General features: G+C 70.3%; 16 protein-coding genes. 9 read left to right on the forward strand and 7 right to left on the reverse strand.

Annotated features, from left to right (window positions below; genetic code table 11):
* The first annotated feature begins 58 nt into the window (after positions 1-58).
* Positions 59-340, forward strand: a complete 282-nt coding sequence (locus HNR22_RS28660) for a pyridoxamine 5'-phosphate oxidase family protein (protein WP_179782984.1) — start codon at positions 59-61, stop codon at positions 338-340.
* Between the two features lie 40 nt (positions 341-380).
* Here HNR22_RS28660 and HNR22_RS28665 read toward each other — a convergent pair whose 3' ends face one another.
* Positions 381-1,214 (reverse strand): alpha/beta fold hydrolase, encoded by an 834-nt coding sequence (locus tag HNR22_RS28665; protein WP_179782985.1) that lies wholly within the window; start codon positions 1,212-1,214, stop codon positions 381-383.
* Positions 1,211-1,795 carry a TetR/AcrR family transcriptional regulator gene (locus HNR22_RS28670; RefSeq protein WP_179782986.1) on the reverse strand — a complete coding sequence of 195 codons (585 nt, stop codon included), beginning with the start codon at positions 1,793-1,795 and terminating at the stop codon, positions 1,211-1,213. The genes HNR22_RS28665 and HNR22_RS28670 overlap by 4 nt, the downstream gene beginning before the upstream one ends.
* 135 nt (positions 1,796-1,930) lie before the next feature.
* Between HNR22_RS28670 and HNR22_RS28675 the strand changes: the two genes are divergently transcribed.
* The 5 genes from HNR22_RS28675 to HNR22_RS28695 all read left to right on the forward strand — a co-directional run bounded on the left by HNR22_RS28675 (position 1,931) and on the right by HNR22_RS28695 (position 9,013).
* Entirely contained in the window at positions 1,931-3,109 is a 1,179-nt protein-coding gene (locus tag HNR22_RS28675) for an alcohol dehydrogenase catalytic domain-containing protein (RefSeq protein WP_179782987.1), read from the forward strand.
* Positions 3,110-3,640: 531 nt separating this feature from the next.
* On the forward strand, positions 3,641-5,188 hold the full coding sequence (gene mmsA, locus HNR22_RS28680) for a multiple monosaccharide ABC transporter ATP-binding protein (protein ID WP_179782988.1): 1,548 nt from the start codon (positions 3,641-3,643) through the stop codon (positions 5,186-5,188).
* Positions 5,185-6,483, forward strand: a complete 1,299-nt coding sequence (mmsB, locus tag HNR22_RS28685) for a multiple monosaccharide ABC transporter permease (protein ID WP_088947152.1) — start codon at positions 5,185-5,187, stop codon at positions 6,481-6,483. The genes mmsA and mmsB overlap by 4 nt, the downstream gene beginning before the upstream one ends.
* A 51-nt stretch (positions 6,484-6,534) precedes the next feature.
* A complete protein-coding gene (locus HNR22_RS28690) occupies positions 6,535-7,638 on the forward strand; it encodes a substrate-binding domain-containing protein (protein WP_179782989.1) in 1,104 nt (367 codons plus the stop codon).
* A gap of 169 nt (positions 7,639-7,807) precedes the next feature.
* On the forward strand, positions 7,808-9,013 hold the full coding sequence (locus tag HNR22_RS28695; protein WP_218908481.1) for an ROK family transcriptional regulator: 1,206 nt from the start codon (positions 7,808-7,810) through the stop codon (positions 9,011-9,013).
* Between the two features lie 24 nt (positions 9,014-9,037).
* Here the strand turns inward: HNR22_RS28695 and HNR22_RS28700 are convergent, their stop codons facing one another.
* Complete coding sequence (locus HNR22_RS28700; protein WP_179782991.1) at positions 9,038-9,382, reverse strand: avidin-fold protein; 345 nt, start codon at positions 9,380-9,382, stop codon at positions 9,038-9,040.
* 89 nt (positions 9,383-9,471) lie between these two features.
* On the opposite strand from HNR22_RS28700, the gene HNR22_RS28705 reads away from it, so the two are divergent.
* Positions 9,472-10,443, forward strand: coding sequence for an ATP-binding cassette domain-containing protein (locus HNR22_RS28705; protein WP_179782992.1), 972 nt, complete (start codon positions 9,472-9,474; stop codon positions 10,441-10,443).
* Positions 10,440-11,270 (forward strand): ABC transporter permease, encoded by an 831-nt coding sequence (locus HNR22_RS28710; RefSeq protein WP_179782993.1) that lies wholly within the window; start codon positions 10,440-10,442, stop codon positions 11,268-11,270. The genes HNR22_RS28705 and HNR22_RS28710 overlap by 4 nt, the downstream gene beginning before the upstream one ends.
* A 51-nt stretch (positions 11,271-11,321) precedes the next feature.
* On the opposite strand, the gene HNR22_RS28715 is transcribed toward HNR22_RS28710, so the two are convergent.
* The 4 genes from HNR22_RS28715 to HNR22_RS28730 all read right to left on the reverse strand — a co-directional run bounded on the left by HNR22_RS28715 (position 11,322) and on the right by HNR22_RS28730 (position 15,406).
* A complete protein-coding gene (locus tag HNR22_RS28715) occupies positions 11,322-12,932 on the reverse strand; it encodes a metallopeptidase domain-containing protein (protein WP_179782994.1) in 1,611 nt (536 codons plus the stop codon).
* A gap of 169 nt (positions 12,933-13,101) precedes the next feature.
* Positions 13,102-14,091, reverse strand: coding sequence for an ABC transporter permease (locus HNR22_RS28720; RefSeq protein WP_179782995.1), 990 nt, complete (start codon positions 14,089-14,091; stop codon positions 13,102-13,104).
* Positions 14,088-14,978: an ABC transporter ATP-binding protein gene (locus tag HNR22_RS28725; protein ID WP_088947159.1), complete on the reverse strand. Its 891-nt coding sequence runs from the start codon at positions 14,976-14,978 to the stop codon at positions 14,088-14,090. The genes HNR22_RS28720 and HNR22_RS28725 overlap by 4 nt, the downstream gene beginning before the upstream one ends.
* A 20-nt stretch (positions 14,979-14,998) precedes the next feature.
* On the reverse strand, positions 14,999-15,406 hold the full coding sequence (locus HNR22_RS28730; protein WP_179782996.1) for a GntR family transcriptional regulator: 408 nt from the start codon (positions 15,404-15,406) through the stop codon (positions 14,999-15,001).
* Between the two features lie 228 nt (positions 15,407-15,634).
* Here HNR22_RS28730 and HNR22_RS28735 point away from each other — a divergent pair, with 228 nt between their 5' ends.
* Positions 15,635-16,903 (forward strand): Nramp family divalent metal transporter, encoded by a 1,269-nt coding sequence (locus tag HNR22_RS28735; RefSeq protein ID WP_179782997.1) that lies wholly within the window; start codon positions 15,635-15,637, stop codon positions 16,901-16,903.
* The last annotated feature ends 86 nt before the right edge of the window (positions 16,904-16,989 follow it).

Consider the following 16,989-nt stretch of genomic DNA (forward strand, 5'->3'; position numbering starts at 1 on the left):
CGATCCGGTCGGTGGGTGGTCCGCCTGAATATCGTGCCTCGCCGATGCTACGTCCGGTGTGGACCGTGCTGGCCCCGCCAGCTCGGTGGAGACCCACCAGAAGACGCGCAACGTCCGGCGCGACCCCCGGGTGGCGGTGGCGATCTCGGACCCACAGAAGCCGAGCCGCTACCACGAGGTTCGCGGGCGGGTGGTCCGTACCAGCACCGAGGGCGCCGCCGAACACATCGACCAGTTGGCGCAGCGTTACCTCGGCGGGCCGTACCCGTGGTTCGGTGGCCGCGACCAGGTCAGGATCATCCTGACCATCGAGCCGGACCGGGTGCACTCGATGGGCTGACCGGCGGAACTGTCGCCGTCTCGGCCACCCGGGGTTTCGGCTAGGCCGCCGAGATCTCGGCGAAGAACTGCCGCAGGGTGTCGGCGACCAGGGCTGGTGCCGTCATGGTCGCGAAGTGTGACTGGCCCGGCCAGACGACGTGGCGTGCCGCCGGAATCGTGGCCGCGAGGGTGTGCGTCGTCGTGGGCATCGGCTCCCACGTGTCAGCGCCGGACAGCACGAGAGTCGGCACGGTGATCGAGGACCACCGGACGATGTCCGTGCTGTCCCCGGCGAGGGCCTCGAGATCGTGCAGCCAACCGATCGCCGACCGCCGCGCCTCGACCGGGTCGGGCGTCCGGTCGCCGGCCGCGGCGGCGAAGGCGGCGACGACCTCAGCCGGAACCCGTGTCACGCCGTTCAACGCCGCTGCCATCGCCCCGGCGTCGTCGCGCTCGAAGGCGGTACGGTACTCGTCGAGCAGGGGTGCGATCTCCGCTCCGGCCGCGAAGAGCGGGGGCTCGAAGACGGCCAGCGAGCGTACGTCGCGCGAATCGGCCGATGCGGTGTGCAACGCCAGTGTCGCTCCGTAGGACGCTCCGACGAGATGGACCGGCTTGCCGGAGGGCTGGCGGGCCGCCGCGACGACGGCGGTCAGGTCGGCGGTCTCCTCCGCGAAGGACTTGGGGCCGGGCGGGACGTCGCTGGGCCCGTAGCCGCGCCGGGCCGGCATCCACACCTCGTGGTCGTCGGCCAGGTCGTCCGCGACGGTGGCCCAGGAGTGCAGCCCGCCGCCCGAGCCGTGCACGAGGACGACGGGGTCGCCGGCACCCAGGCGCCGGACCACCAGGCGGGTCCCGTCGGCCGACTCGACATGGTGATCGTGGCTGGTCACTGCTGCTCCCGCGTTCCGGTCGGCCAGTTGCTCAGTGTGGTGTGCACCGCGTCGAGGATCGAGTGCCAGGACGCGTCGACGGCGCGGGGATGCCCGAAGCCGTCCACGGTCTCGAGACTCACGAAGCCGTGCAGGGTGCTGCGGACGAATCGCAACGCGTCGGTCAGGGCGGGCTCGTCGAGCCCGTAACCGCGCAGCATCGCGTAGCTCAGCTCGACGAGGCGCAGGTGCCCCGTCGAACTCGTGCCGACCTCGACCGGCAACGGGATCTGGGTCGCTGCGTACTGCCCCGGGTGCGTGACGGCGAACGCGCGCCAGGCGTCGGCGAACCCGACGAGGGCCTGGTTGCCCGCCCGACCAGCCACGGCGATCGCGAGTGCGTCGGCGAATCCGGCCGCCGCGCGGATCGCGACCTGCTCGATCAACGCCTCCCGGCTGCGGACGTGCACGTACAGGGCGGCGTCCGAGACGCCGAAACGCCGGGCGACGGCAGCGACGGTCAACCGGGACAGGCCGACCGAGTCCGCCAGCTCGGCCGCGGCGGCCGAGACGCGCGCGCTGGTCAGGCCCTGCCGTGGCATACCGTTCCTTTGGGTGGTTAGGAAATAACTTAGGACCCCTAAGATAGCACCGCCGCCAACCCGGTTGCCGCTTGAGGGCATGAAGGGCGCAGTCGGGGGAAGACCGGCTTTCCGCTGCCGAACAGGAGTGCCGGGATGAGAGCCGTCGTCTACACGGACGTCCGGACCGTCGCCGTGCGGGAGGTGCCCGACGCGACGTTGGAGGCGGAGACCGACGTGGTCGTGCGGATCACTTCCGCCGCCCTCTGCGGCACCGACCTGCACATGTACGACGGGCGGACCAGCGCCGAGCCTGGCCTGGTGCTGGGCCACGAACCGTTGGGTGTGGTGCAGGAGGTCGGCACCGCGGTGCAGACCGTCCGGCCTGGCATGCGGGTGGTGATCCCCACGCACCTGTTCTGCGGGACGTGCGTGATGTGCGCGCGAGGGCTCTCGGCAGCCTGCCTGCGGGCCCGGGCCGAGGGGCCGGGCGCGGCGTACGGCTACGCCGGGATGGGTCCGTACCGGGGCGCACAGGCCGACCTGCTGCGCGTGCCGTGGGCCGACGCCAACTGCGTACCCGTGCCCGGGGAGCCGGGGGATGCCTACGAGGACGACTTCGTGCTGCTCGCCGACGCGTTCGTCACCGGGTGGCACGCCGCGGCCACCCTCGCCGGGGTCGAGCCAGGTGACACGGTGGCCGTGTTCGGCGCCGGCACCATCGGTCTGCTGAGCGCGTACTCGGCGCTGCTCCGGGGTGCCCGGGTCGTGTACTGCGTCGACGGTGTCGCCGCCCGGCTCGACAAGGCCGGCGAGATGGGCGCCGTGCCGATCGACTTTCGCCGGGGCGACCCGGTCGAGCAGATCCGCGCCGACCGGGCCCGGACCGGGCTGCCACTCGGCGAGGAGAAGCTGGGCGGGGTGGACAAGGTCATCGACGCGGTCGGGTTTCAGGCCCGCGACCGGGAGCACCCCGAGCAGGAGCGTCCGAACCAGGTCATCGCCGACGCGGCCCGACTGGTCAATGCCGCTGGCGCGATCGCGGTCGCCGGTGTGTACCCGGACCGGGACCCACACCCCGGCCCTGGCGCGGACGGCCACGAGAACCTGGTCGCGCCGTGGGGAGCGCTGTTCAGCAAGGGAGTGGCGGTCCGGTTCGGTCGCACCCACGACCGCCGCTACACCGTCCTTCTGCGGGACCTGGTCGTTGCGGGCCGAGCGCGGCCCAGCATGATCGTCACCCACCACGGCACCCTTGACGACGCTCCCGAGCTCTATCGCAGCTTCGACCGCCGAGAGAACGGCGTGATCAAGGCGGTGCTGCGCCCGAGCTGACCGGGTGGATCGCGGCCGACGGCCGCGAATCGGCCTTAATGGGCGTTAAGGCGCGGATCCCTCTCCTGGTGGCGGGCGTGTCGAGGTGACCGTCGTCGATCCGGGTCGTCCATAGAGGCGTGGGTCACACCGCTGGTCGAGGGTTGCCGCGGCGTCCCGGAGAGGACGTCGGCGTCGCGGTCCGATCAAGATTTTTCGATGGTGGCGGGTGCGCAGGTGCGTCGTCGTCTGTCTGGTTGCTGCGGATCACCCCTGGTGGCGGGGCTTGTCAAGGGTGCTTGGCGTCAACCGCCACGTCGCTGTCATTTGACAACGTTGCCACCGCCGCGCGAGGGTGCCGGGAGGGACTGCGGGGGCGGCTGTGACGGGCGAAGACAGTGTGACGTCTATATTGCCGGATTGTTACATTTTCAACAGGCCCTCGCCTTGCGGATGACCCTCCGGCCGCAATACGTTGCCGTCAACAACAAAACCAAGTGAAGGTTCAACCTTCCGGAGGCAACCGATGACGTTGGCGAGGTGGTACGAGCGATGAGCGACGTGCCCATCCTCCTTGAGATGCGCTCCATCACCAAGGAGTTCCCTGGAGTCAAGGCCCTCTCCGACGTCAACCTGGTGGTTCGCGCCGGCGAGATCCATGCCATCTGCGGCGAGAACGGCGCAGGCAAGTCCACCCTGATGAAGGTGCTCAGCGGGGTCTACCCGCACGGCACCTACGACGGCCAGATCATCTACCAGGGGTCGGAGAGCAAGTTCTCCGACATCCGGGCCAGTGAGAACGCCGGCATCGTGATCATCCACCAGGAGCTCGCGCTCATTCCCGGAATGTCGATCGCCGAGAACATCTTCCTCGGCAACGAACCGCGCAAGCGGGGCGCGATCGACTGGAAGGCCGCGAACCGGATGGCGCTGGACCTGATGGCCCGGGTCGGTCTGCAAGAGGACCCGGACACCCTGATCAAGGACATCGGGGTCGGCAAGCAGCAGCTCGTGGAGATCGCCAAGGCGTTCGCCAAGGACGTGAAGCTGCTCATCCTGGACGAGCCCACCGCGGCGTTGAACGAGGCCGACTCCAAGCACCTGCTGGACCTGCTGCGCGGGTTCCGCTCCCGCGGCATCACCTCGATCATGATTTCGCACAAGCTCAACGAGATCGAGGCGATCGCGGACCAGATCACCATCCTGCGCGACGGTCGGACCGTGGAGACCCTGGACGTCAAGGCGGACGGGGTCGACGAGGACCGGATCGTGCGGGGCATGGTCGGCCGAGAGCTGAGCAGTCGGTTCCCGGACCACACGCCGAAGATCGGCGAGGTCTTCTTCGAGGTTCGCAACTGGAACGTCCGGCACCCGATCTCCGCCGACCGGCAGGTCTGCAAGAACGAGAGCTTCGTGGTGCGCCGCGGCGAGATTGTCGGCTTCGCCGGTCTGATGGGCGCGGGCCGTACCGAACTGGCGATGAGTGTCTTCGGCCGCTCCTACGGGGTGTTCGAGTCGGGCACGATCATCAAGGACGGCAAGGAGATCGTCCTGAAGTCGGTCGCGGACGCGATCGACAACGGGCTCGCGTACGTCAGCGAGGACCGCAAGGCGATCGGCCTCAACCTGCTCGACGACATCAAGTCGTCGACGGTGGCCGCCAAGCTGTCCAAGATCTCGCACCGGGGTGTCCTGAGCGAGGTCGAGGAATACCAGGCGGCCGAGTCGTACCGCAAGGAGCTGCGGACCAAGGCCCCGACGGTCGACGAGAGCGTCTCCAAGCTCTCCGGCGGCAACCAGCAGAAGGTCGTGCTGGCGAAGTGGATGTTCACCGACCCGGACCTGCTGATCCTCGACGAGCCGACACGCGGCATCGACGTGGGTGCCAAGTACGAGATCTACGGCATCATCCAGCGGCTCGCCGACCAGGGGAAGGGCGTCATCGTCATCTCCTCGGAGCTGCCTGAGCTGATCGGGCTGTGCGACCGCATCTACACCGTGTTCGAAGGTGCCATCACGGGCGAGATCGCCCGGGCGGACGCCACCCCGGAAAACCTCATGAAGCAGATGACCTCGACGAAGAAGATGGCCACACGATGAGCCGATTGAAGGACCTTCAGAAGAACCTGTTCGGAGGCACGACCTCCAACGCTCGCCAGTTCGGAATGATCTTCACCCTGGTGGCGATCGTCGTCCTGTTCCAGATCCTGACCGATGGCCTCACCCTGCGGTCGGACAACCTGATCGCGCTGTTCCAGCAGAACTCGTACATTCTGATTCTGGCCATCGGCATGCTCATGGTGATCGTCGCCGGGCACATCGACCTGTCGGTCGGCTCCGTCGCGGCCTTCGCGGGCATCCTGGTGGCCAAGTCGATGGCCGACTGGTCGCTGCCCTGGCCCGTCGCCATCCTGTTCGGCCTCGGCATCGGCGCGCTCATCGGCGCCTGGCAGGGCTTCTGGGTGGCCTACATCGGGGTGCCGGCGTTCATCGTCACCCTGGCCGGCATGCTGCTGTTCCGTGGTGGTAACCAGTTCATCGGTAACGCCAACACGATCCCGGTGCCGGAAGGCTTCCGGGAGATCGGCTCCGGCTTCCTGCCCGAGTTCGGTCCGAACACCGGCTACAACAACGCCACGCTGCTGCTGGGTCTGGCCGCGGCGGTGGCGGTGGTGTGGCGCGAGATCCAGGCCCGCAAGACCCGGCGGGCGATGGACGCCGACCCGGCTCCCATGTGGATCTCGATCCTGCGGATGGCCATCATGGTCGGGGCGATCGCCTTCGCCGCGCTGCGCTTCGCCAGCGGTCGCGTCGGCACCAGCTTCCCGATCTCCGGCATCATCCTGCTGGTCCTGGTGATCGCGTACTCCTTCTACACCCGCAACACAGCCGGCGGCCGGCACATCTACGCGGTGGGCGGCAACTCCCGGGCGGCCGAGCTGTCCGGTGTGAAGCTCAAGCGGGTCAACTTCTTCGTCATGATGAACATGTCCGTCCTGGCCGCGCTGGCCGGCATGATCTTCGTGGCCCGTTCGGCGGCCTCCGGACCGCAGGACGGCAACGGCTGGGAGCTGGACGCCATCGCGGCCGTCTTCATCGGGGGCGCGGCCGTCTCCGGTGGTATCGGCACCATCAGCGGCTCGATCGTCGGTGGTCTCGTCATGGCCGTGCTCAACAACGGCCTGCAGCTGATGGGCGTCGGCACCGACCGCGTCCAGATCATCAAGGGCCTGGTCCTGCTGCTGGCAGTCGCGATCGACGTCTACAACAAGAGCCAGGGGCGGTTCTCCATCATCGGGAGTCTGATGCGGCCGTTCCGTCGCGACGACTCCGCCCCACCCGCCTCACCGCCGGACGCGGAGCGCGAGCCCGCCAAGGCAGCGGTGTCCGGCTGACGGCCACCGACCTCTCCACCCGCCTCACCATCTAGAAAGGCAAGTCCTCACATGCGTAGATTCTTTGGTACGTCGGTGGTCGCCATCAGCGCCGCCGCCATGCTGGCCCTCGCCGGCTGCGGCTCCGGCCGTGACGGCGACAGCGACTCCGGCGGCGAGGCCGCCAAGGGCTTCGCGGCGAACTCGCTGATCGGTGTCGCCCTTCCGGCCAAGACCTCGGAGAACTGGGTCCTCGCCGGTGACCTGTTCACCAGTGGCCTCAAGGAGGCCGGTTTCCAGGCTGACGTGCAGTACGCCGGCGCGTCGACCACGGTCGCCGACCAGCAGGCCCAGATCACCGCCATGACCACCAAGGGCGCCAAGGTCATCGTCATCGGCGCGACCGACGCCGCGCAGCTGTCGACCCAGGTGGCAGCGGCCCACGCAGCCGGTGCCAAGGTCATCGCGTACGACCGGCTCATCACCAACACGCCGGACCTCGACTACTACGTCGCGTTCGACAACTTCAAGGTCGGCCAGCTCCAGGGCCAGGCCCTGCTGGACGGCATGAAGGCCAAGAAGCCGAACGGCCCGTACAACATCGAGCTGTTCTCCGGCTCGCCGGACGACAACAACGCCGGTGTCTTCTTCAACGGCGCGATGGACGTGCTCAAGCCGGAGATCGACAAGGGCAACGTGGTCGTCGCCTCGAAGCAGACCGACGTGAAGCAGACCGCCATCCAGGGCTGGAAGGCCGAGGGTGCGCAGGCCCGCATGGACCAGCTGCTCACCTCGACCTACGGCAACAAGGAGCTGGACGGCGTCCTCTCCCCGAACGACACGCTGGCCCGCGCCATCCTGACCTCGGTCAAGGGTGCTGGCAAGCCGACCCCGGTCGTCACCGGTCAGGACTCCGAGGTTGAGTCGGTCAAGTCGATCGTCGCTGGCGAGCAGTACATGACGATCAACAAGGACACCCGCAACCTGGTGAAGGAGACCGTCAACATGGTCAAGGCTCTCCAGGCCGGTAACGCCCCGCAGGTGAACGACACCAAGTCCTACAACAACGGCAGCAAGGTCGTCGACACGTACCTGCTCCCGCCGGTCGCCGTCACCAAGGCGAACGCGGCTGAGGCGTACGCCAACGACCCGAAGCTCGCGCCGCTCACCAAGTAATCACCGCACGGTAGGCAGCAACGCCGATGGGTCCCGGATCTCCTCTTCCGGGACCCATCGTCGTCCTGACAGCCCCGCACCACCCGGCACCGACCCGGAAGGAGGTCTGACCGTGGCGTCACCCGTCCGGTCCAGGCCAGCCGGCGTCGGCCGCAACACCGACTCCCCGCTGCCGTCCGTTCCCGGCGCCAGCCAGGAGGAGATCCGGCGACAGAACCTCGGCGCCGTGCTGCGCCACGTCCACCTGCACGGGCCGACGTCCCGGGCCGAGCTGACCGGTCGGCTCGGCCTCAATCGCAGCACCATCGGCGCCCTCGCTGCCGACCTGGTGGCCAGCGGACTGGTCACCGAGGAGGCACCCACCACCGCCCGCCGCGCCGGCCGGCCTTCTCTGGTCGTCAGCCCCCGCTCCGACCGGGTCTACGCACACGCCCTGAGCATCGACGCCGACCGGCTGCGCGCCGCCCGGGTCGGTCTCGGTGGGCAGATCCTCGATCTGCGAGAGATCCCTCGACCCGGTGGCATGTCGGCGATCGACGCCGTCGGGCCTCTCGCCGACCTGGTCCGTGACATGGAACGCTCCGTGGCCCCCGACGCGCTGCTGGTCGGCGGCGCGGTCGCGGTCACCGACACCACCCGAGACCCGGACGGCAGGATCCGGATCGCCGGCGTGGACGAGACGCTCGGCACCGCGCTGGCGGCGGAGTTCCGCCCCGGCCCGGGTTTCGTGGCCGGTGACCTGGCCGACATCGCCGGCCTGGCCGAGCACGTACGGGGCGTGGCGGTGGGCATCGACGACGTCATCTACCTGCACGGCGACCTGGGCATCAGTGCCGGCATCATCGTCGGCGGTCGACTGATCGCCGGCCACCGTGGCCACAGCGGCAAGGTCGGCCACATGGTCGTCAACCCGAACGGTCTGCCCTGCGGCTGCGGCTCACGCGGCTGCTGGGAGACCGAGATCTCCGAAGCCGCGTTGCTGCGGCACGCGGGCCTGGACCCAGGTGACCGTGGGGCGGTGGCCGAGGTGCTGCGTGCGGCCGCGGAAGGCGACCGGACCGCCCGGGAGGCGGTCGAGCAGGTCGCCGACTGGCTCGGCTTCGGTGTGGCCAACCTGGTCAACGTGGTCAACCCGGACGCCGTGGTGTTCGGTGGAACTCTCCGCGACATCTTCAGCGCGGGTGCCGAGGTGGTACGCGAGCGACTGGACACCATGCCGCTGCCGGCCTCCCGCGAGCACCTGCGGCTGCGCGCGGCGGCCCTCGGCCGCGACGCCGTCCTGATCGGCGCCGCCGAGTTGGCGTTCGACAAGCTCCTGGCCGACCCGCTCAACGTCGGTGTCGTCGGCCAGGCCGCGAGCACCGAGCCCGCGTAGCCGCACTGCCCCATCGGTGAACCGTCAGGGAGCCGGCACCTCCTCCACCACGCTGCTGCCGCTGCCCGGCCGGGACTCCCACGACCAGGTCTCGTGCAGCCGGACCCGGCCGTCGGGCAGCACCGACACCTCCGAGACGCAGTGCCCCGAGGACGTCTGACCGTCGGTGTTGAGCTGGACGTACCGGAAGTCCAGTCGGTCGCCCGTACGGGTGCCGACCAGGTGGCCGCGTCGGATGGACCCGCCGGCGTACTCGGCCCACACCTCGCCGGCCCGTTCGTGGTACGCGAACACGGTCTGCGTGCCCACCTCGCCGGCCACCACGTCCGCCACGGCCCGGAACCGCCGACCGTCCAAGGAGATCGTCATCTGTCGAACCTAATCGAGGCGGCGTTCCCGTATTCCTTACCGTATGTTGTACGGTAACAGCTGTTGGACGCCTGTGGGAGGGGAGCGCTGTGACGACGAGAGACGACGCGATAGTGGCCGAAGCGCTGCGTAAGCGATATCGGGACCGCTACGCACTGGACGGCTTCGACCTGCGGGTGCGGCAGGGCACGGTGTGCGGCCTGCTCGGCCCGAACGGGGCCGGCAAGACCACTTCGGTACGGATCCTGTCCACCCTGCTCCGGCTGGACGGGGGCCGCGCCGAGGTCGCCGGGTACGACGTGACCCGCCAGCCCGACCAGGTCCGCTACCGCATCGGGCTGGTGGGGCAGCATCCCGCGCTCGACGAGGCGCTGAGCGGCCGGCAGAACCTGGTGCTCTTCGGCCGGCTGTTCCACCTGGGTCGCCGCCGGGCCCGGCAGCGGGCGGGCGAGCTGCTGGAACGCTTCGGTCTCGCCGACGCAGCCGAGCAGCCGGTCAGCACGTACTCGGGGGGCATGCGCCGTCGGCTCGACCTGGCCGCCGGCATGATCCTGGCTCCCGCGGTCCTCTTCCTCGACGAACCCACCACCGGGCTAGACCCGCGTGGCCGCAACGAGGTGTGGGAGTCGGTCCGGGAGTTGGTGCGCACCGGCACCACAGTGCTGCTCACCACCCAGCACCTGGACGAGGCCGACCAACTCGCCGACCGGATCTCGGTGGTCGAGACCGGCCGGGTGATCGCCGAGGGGACTCCGGACGACCTCAAGACCCAGCTCGGCGGCGATCGGATCGAGGTGGTCGTCGCGGCCCCGACCGACCTCGCCACCGCCGTCGCCCAGGTGCGCGGGGTGGCCGACCGCGAGCCGACGGTCGACGTGGACCGGCGGATGGTGAGCGTCCGGGTCGGTCACCGGGCCGGCGCGCTCGTCGACGTGTTGCGGGCGCTCGACGCCGTGAACGTCCCGGTGGCGGACGTCGCGCTGCGCCGTCCCACCCTGGACGACGTGTTCCTGCACCTCACCGGGCACCGGACCCGGACCGCCGAGGAGGTGGCGGCATGAGCGCGACGAGCATGCCGGCCCCGGCGGTGGACCTGACGCCCGGCCGGCCAGCTCTCCTGACCGACAGCGGCACCCTGATCTGGCGCGGCCTGGCCCGCTGGCGACGTGATCCTGGCCCGCTGATCGCCTCGCTCGGCTTCAACATCCTGATCGTGCTGATGTTCGCCTACCTGTTCGGTGGCGCGTTGCAGGTGCCCGGCGGCGGCAGCTACCGGGAGTTCCTGATGCCCGGCATGTACGTGATGACCATGGTGTTCGGCATCAGCCTCACCACGATCGCCGTCGCCGAGGACCTGGAGCGCGGGGTGACCGACCGGCTCCGGTCGATGCCCGTCTCACCGCTGGCCCCGCTGGTGGGCCGGGCCGTGGCGGACATGCTGTTCGCCCTGGTCACCCTCGCGGTCCTGCTGTTGACCGGTCTCGCGATCGGGTGGCGGGCGCACGGCGGGGCCGGTGCCACGCTGGCGGCGGTGGGACTGATCCTGCTGCTGCGCTTCGCCCTGATCTGGGTCGGCATCTTCCTCGGGTTGGTCACCCGCGGGCAGACGGCCGTGGTGGCCGTGCAGACCCTGGAGTTTCCGCTCGGCTTCCTCTCCAACGCGTTCGTCGCACCGTCCACCATGACCGCGTGGCTCGGTGCGGTGGCCGCCTGGAACCCGCTGTCGGCGACCGTCGGCGCGACCCGTGAGCTGTTCGGCAACCCCGGTTGGGGTGGTGACTCCTGGGCGGCCCAGCACTACCCGTGGCTGGCGGTGCTCTGGCCGGTCGTCCTGGTCGCGGTCTTCCTGCCGCTCTCGGTCGCCCGCTACCGGCGACTGGCCGGCTGATCCGCTCGACGAGTGCGCCCCCGGTGGTCGACCCACCGGGGGCGCGGCCCGTCAGCCTGCCGGCCGTAGCACCCGGCCGGGGCCGGCGGCGTTGTCGGCAGCGGCCTGGCTGCGCTGCGTCCCGGTGACGCAGACGTCGTCGCCGATGAACGCCTCGCGCCACACGTAGCCGGCTACGCAGGTGTGCGGGCCGTACGGTCCGCTGACCCAGCGGCTCGTGGCGACCGCGTTGTCCGCCAGCACCTGGGAGCGGGTCGTGCCGCTGACGCAGACGTAGTCGGACTGGTCGGCGTCGCGCCAGACGTACCCGCTGACGCAGGTGTTCGGGCCGGACACCAGGCGCGCCGGGTTGCGCCGGGACACAGCGGCGGCGTTGTCCGCGGCGGCCTGGCTGCGCTGCGTCCCGGTGACGCAGACGTCGTCCCCGGCGTACGCCTCGCGCCACACGTAGCCGGCGACGCAGGTGTGCGGGCCGTACGGGCCGTTCACCCAGCGGCTCGCCGCGGCGGCGTTGTCCGCCCACACCTGGCTGCGGGTCGCGCCGGTGACACAGACGAGGTCGCCGGCGCGGGCCTCACGCCAGACGTACCCCTGGAGGCAGCGGTTGACCACGTCGGTGGTCACGGTGACCGAAGCGGCGTTGCCGGAGAGCCGGTTCACGCCGATCTGCACTCCGTTGGCGTTGAGCGACTGGGCCGGCCCGCCCCCGGGCCCGGTGCGCAGCAGGGTGGGAGTGCCGTTGCGGACCTCGTGCAGCAGCACCGTGTCGGCGGGGATGGCGGCGCTCCAGCCGGTCTTCCGGCGGAACTCGATGGTGTAGTAGTGGAACAGGTCGGCCGGGTCGAACGGGATGCGGATCAGCTGCGGGCCGCTCGCGGCGGGCACCTCCAGCGGGGCCAGGGTGAGCGTGCGTGAGCCGACGCCGTCGGCGGCCATGGTGAAAATCCGGTTCTTCGGCAGCCAGCCCAGCTCGTCGCGGTGCGGCCCGTTCAGCCCGACGGCGCTCGTGCCGTAGTTCGCGGTGGTGAACGCGTAGATGTTCATGGCGCTCATCTCGTCCCACGGGTCGTCGTACTCGCCCGGTTGGGACCACGGCGCGTTCTGGTAGGTCGTGTCGTTGGAGAACGAGTGGTCCAGGTTGTAGCCGTGCAGCATCTCGTGCGCGGCGAAGCCGACATTCCAGGCGCCCGGGTCGAGCAGCACCCGGCCGCCGGCCGCGCCGGAATCCACCCAGTCGTTGAGCATGACCGCGATCCGGTTGCCGGCAGGCACCGCGTAGCCCGCGCTCGCCGCCGTGTCCACGCAGCGCTGGATCCGGGTCCACCGGTCGATCGACTGGAACTGCGCCAACGTGTACGGCATCGTGTACCAGCCCCGCACCACCGAGCCGGCCAGTGACACCCGCCCGCCGGACTGGTCGGCGAGGTAGTCCGCCACCCCACCGGTGCCGACCCCGGCCGCAGTGAGGAAGTTGGCGAAGTGCGACGGTGGTTGTGGCTCCGCCGGCTTGTCGCTGAACTTGCACAGCAGCACCGACCAGGCTGTCGCGTTGCGGATGGGGCTGGCCGTCGCCGGGGCGGCCGGCAACGTCACCGCGCCCACCGTTGCGCAGGCGAGCGCCACGGCTGACGCGGCGACCCGACGGAGGATTCTGGACTTCACGCGTGCGCTCCCATCTCTGCGGCCCGACCGACCCGGGCCCGGAGTCCACATCGGAGCACTGTGGGTGAGTGCAACGGCACGTTGAGTCGCGTTGGCGACGGGCTGGAATCCGACTGCGCCGACGAGTGCTCGCCGAGGCCCCCGCTCCCCGACGAGCACCCGTCGCCAGCTACGCGATCCGGCGGATCCGGCGTACCGCGAGATAGAGCAGGAGCAGGGCGAGGGCGACGAAGATGCCCGTCTCGATGCCCTGGAACAGCCAGAACCGGTCCGCCGGCTGGTACAACTGCCAGTTGTACGCGCCCGGCTCAAGTCCCAGTTCCGCCCCGCAGACCCGACCCTCCGGCCCCCTACCGCCCGGCGGGCACTGGATCCGGCCGCCCTCCGCGATCATCGTGCCGTCGGGGTTCCGGACGCCCTGGGCGAGGATCCAGTCTCCCCGGCTGATCTCCGGTGGCCCCTCTCCCTCGATCGGGAAGGTCTGGGTGCGGGCCGGCTGGTAGTGCCGTCGGGCCAGAAGCTCCACCGCTGCCCGTACGCCGATGAACCCGGCGAGGGTGATGCCCATGGCGGGCAGCATCCGCTTCCAGACGGTGCCGGCGAAGACGCCCAGCGCCACGGCGAACAGCGTGTACCCGATCGGGACGATGCCCTGCAGGTCGAAGACGATCATGCCGAACCGGCCCTCGTACGCGGCCTGGGTGAGCGGGTCGACCCACCACGACATGCCCAGCCCGTAGACCGCCGCGAGGATCAGGACGGCCGCGCTCACCAGCCCGAACTTCACCAGAGCCCAGCGGGTCCGGCCGACGCCCTGGGTCCAGACGAACCGGTGCGTGCCGTGCTCCACCTCGCGGGCGACCAGCGGCGCGCCCCAGAACAGGCCGACCAGCGCCGGCAGGGTGATCAACAGCACGGCCACCAGGTTGAGGCTGCCGTACTGGTTGCCGAAGCGTCGGAAGCCTGCGTCGCAGGCCTCCCGGGTCGCCGCCGCCACGTTGGTGTCCGCGAGCTGACGTGCGCAGTCCGTCAGCCCGAGGTCGGCGAAGGTGTGCCGCATCGCCAGGCCGATCGGCACCAGCAGAGCGGCGAGCGCCGCGAGCGCCAGCAGGGTGTAGAGCGCCTGCTTGCGGTGTTGCCGCCAGGTCAGCCAGATCATGCTGCCACTCCCCACTCGCTGTGACTGGTCTGCGTGGTGCCGTCGGCCAGGTAGGCCAGCACGACGTCCTCCAGGCTGACCTCGCGGACCGTCCAGGCCGGATCGGTGACCGGGCCGTCGGTGCGGACCAGCAGCGTGGACTGCCGGTCGGTGTGGCTGGCCCGGACCACGGCGGCGACGCCCCCGATGACGCCGCCGTCGTGCCGAGGGCCGACCAGGTGCCGGTGCCCGGCGACCAGGTCGTCGACCGTGCCGGTGAGCTGCACCTGGGCCGAGTTGAGCACGATCAGGTAGTCGCAGACCCGTTCCAGGTCGGCCAGCAGGTGCGACGAGAGCAGGACGGTGGTGCCGGAGTCCGCCACGCTGCCCATCAACGACTGGAGGAACTCCCGCCGGGCCAGGGGGTCGAGGCTGGCCACCGGCTCGTCGAGCAGCAGCAGCCGGGGCTGCTTGGCCAGCGCGAGGGCGAGCGCCACCTGTGCCCGTTGGCCGCCGGAGAGCTTGCCGACCGGTCGATCCGGTGGAATGCCGAGCTGCGCCAGCCGCTGGCGGGCCAACGCGGCGTCCCACCGCTTGTTCAGCTTGCCGCCGGCGATGACCAGTTCGGCTGCGGTGAAGTCCCGGTACAGCGGGGTGTCCTGGGCGACGAACCCGATGTCGGCCAGGCCCTCCGTGTCGCCGTACGGGGATCTGCCGAAGACCCGGACCGCGCCCGCGTCGGGCCTGAGCAGGCCGACGGCCAGGTGCAGCAGTGTGCTCTTGCCCGCGCCGTTCGGGCCGACCAACGCGGCGATCCGACCGGCCGGCAGGTGCAGCGAGCAGTCCCGCAACGCCCAGGTGCTGCCGTACCGCTTGCCCAGCCGGTCGGCCTCCAAGACCATGTCCATTCTCTGTCCTCTCGTTCCGCTCATGCGTGCTCCTTGCTCGGGGCGTCGTCGGCGAGGGTGGCGCGCAGGGTGGTCTCCACCAGGGCGATGACGTCCTCGGCCGTGAGGCCGGCGGCCTGCGCCCGGTCCAGCCAGGCGACCAGGTCGTCGCGTAGCTCGGCCTGGTTGGGCAGGGAGGCGCCGGCCAGGGTGCGCTGGACGAACGTGCCCACCCCGGGTCGGCCGCCGACCAGGCCCTCGATCTCCAATTCCCGGTACGCCTTCAGCACCGTGTTCGGGTTGATCGCCAGGGATTGCGCGACGTCCCGAACCTTCGGCAACTGGTCGCCCGGCGTCAGCAGGCCGACCCGCAGAGCCTGTTTCACCTGCTGCACGAGCTGCATGTAGGTGTTCACCTTCGACCGGCTGTCCAGCACGAACTCGATCACTCGCGATGATCCTTCCTGTTGTCCTACGACAGTAGGACTAGCAGACAGCTTCATCGGCGGTCGGGGCGCTGTCAAGGCTGACGCGGCGTGTCCGCTCCGGCACGGCGCGTCACAGAGAGCGTCCCCGCGTGCCGACGGCGGTGGCACCGGCAGGCCAGAGGTTGGCACCGACGGGTCAGCCCGACGGGAAAGGAGCGGCAGCAATCCGTGTGGACGGGGAGGTGTGCGATGGTCACCAACGAACTGACGACGTCGAGGGCGACTCCACTACAGGTGGCCCGCGCACGTGGGCGGGTACGCGGGCGGCTGATCCTGCTCGGCCCCGCGTTCGTCGCCGCCGTGGCGTACGTCGACCCGGGCAACTTCGCCACCAACTCCGCCGCTGGCGCCCGATACGGCTACCTGTTGGTCTGGGTCGTGGTCGTGGCCAACCTGATGGCGATGCTGGTGCAGACACTCACCGCGAAGCTGGGTCTGGCCACCGGGCGCAGCCTGCCCGAGCTGTGCCGGGAGCGGCTGCCCCGGCCGGTGAACCGGGTGATGTGGGTGCAGGCCGAGTTGGTCGCCATGGCCACCGACCTGGCCGAGGTGATCGGCGGCGCGGTCGCCCTGTACCTGCTCTTCGGCATCCCACTACTGCCCGGCGGGCTCATCATCGGCACGGCCGCGTTCGCCGTGCTCGCGCTGCGCTCACGCGGGTACCGCGCCTTCGAGATCACCATCGCCGTACTGCTCGGTGTGATCGTCCTGGCCTTCGCCGCGAACCTGCTCGCCTCCGGCTCCGACCCCGGCTCCGCGATGGCCGGCCTGGTGCCTCGGCTCCAGGGCACCGACAGCGTGCTGCTGGCCGCCGGCATCCTCGGTGCCACCGTCATGCCGCACGTCATCTACGTGCACTCCGCGCTGACCCGCGACCGCATCCCCGCCGCCGACGACTCCGAGCGCCGGATCCTGTTCCGTGGCCAACGCACCGACGTGCTGCTCGCCCTGAGCGCGGCCGGCGCCGTCAACCTCGCCATGCTGCTGATCGCCGCCGCGAGCTTCCGTGGCGGCGGCCCGGGTGGCGCGGACAGCCTGGAGGGAGTGCACGCCGGGCTCGGCCAGACCATCGGCACCGCCGCGGCGTTCGGGTTCGCCGTCGCCCTGCTGGTGTCCGGGCTCGCCTCGACGAGCGTCGGCACCTACGCCGGGGAGGTGATCATGCAGGGCTTCCTGCGGCGGCGGGTCCCACTGCTGCTCCGCCGGCTCGTCACCCTGCTGCCCGCTCTGGCCGTGCTCGCCATCGGCCTCGACCCCACCCGGGCGCTCGTGCTGTCCCAGGTCATCCTCAGCTTCGGCATCCCGTTCGCGCTGATCCCCGTGGTCGCCTTCACCCGCCGACGCGACCTGATGGGCAACCTGGTCAACCACCCGCTCACCACCGCCGCAGCGTCCCTGGTGGCCGTACTGGTGGTCGCGCTCAACGCCTTCCTGCTCTGGCAGGTCGTCGCCGGTTGAGGCCGGCTGGTCGGGCGTGGCCGGCTGAGCCGAGCGTCCGGGCGGCGACGTCCGCACGAGCGTGATGCCTGTGGGTCATATGCATG

Source organism: Micromonospora jinlongensis, assembly GCF_013410645.1.
Taxonomy (GTDB): domain Bacteria; phylum Actinomycetota; class Actinomycetes; order Mycobacteriales; family Micromonosporaceae; genus Micromonospora; species Micromonospora zamorensis.

Excerpts from the sequence above, each read along its gene's own strand:
- HNR22_RS28725 (WP_088947159.1), bottom strand. The coding sequence starts at position 14,978 with ATGGACATGGTCTTGGAGGCCGACCGGCTGGGCAAGCGGTACGGCAGC.
- HNR22_RS28735 (WP_179782997.1), top strand. The coding sequence starts at position 15,635 with ATGGTCACCAACGAACTGACGACGTCGAGGGCGACTCCACTACAGGTG.
- HNR22_RS28700 (WP_179782991.1), bottom strand. The coding sequence starts at position 9,382 with ATGACGATCTCCTTGGACGGTCGGCGGTTCCGGGCCGTGGCGGACGTG.
- HNR22_RS28675 (WP_179782987.1), top strand. The coding sequence starts at position 1,931 with ATGAGAGCCGTCGTCTACACGGACGTCCGGACCGTCGCCGTGCGGGAG.
- HNR22_RS28670 (WP_179782986.1), bottom strand. The coding sequence starts at position 1,795 with ATGCCACGGCAGGGCCTGACCAGCGCGCGCGTCTCGGCCGCCGCGGCC.
- mmsA (WP_179782988.1), top strand. The coding sequence starts at position 3,641 with ATGAGCGACGTGCCCATCCTCCTTGAGATGCGCTCCATCACCAAGGAG.
- HNR22_RS28720 (WP_179782995.1), bottom strand. The coding sequence starts at position 14,091 with ATGATCTGGCTGACCTGGCGGCAACACCGCAAGCAGGCGCTCTACACC.
- mmsB (WP_088947152.1), top strand. The coding sequence starts at position 5,185 with ATGAGCCGATTGAAGGACCTTCAGAAGAACCTGTTCGGAGGCACGACC.
- HNR22_RS28690 (WP_179782989.1), top strand. The coding sequence starts at position 6,535 with ATGCGTAGATTCTTTGGTACGTCGGTGGTCGCCATCAGCGCCGCCGCC.
- HNR22_RS28710 (WP_179782993.1), top strand. The coding sequence starts at position 10,440 with ATGAGCGCGACGAGCATGCCGGCCCCGGCGGTGGACCTGACGCCCGGC.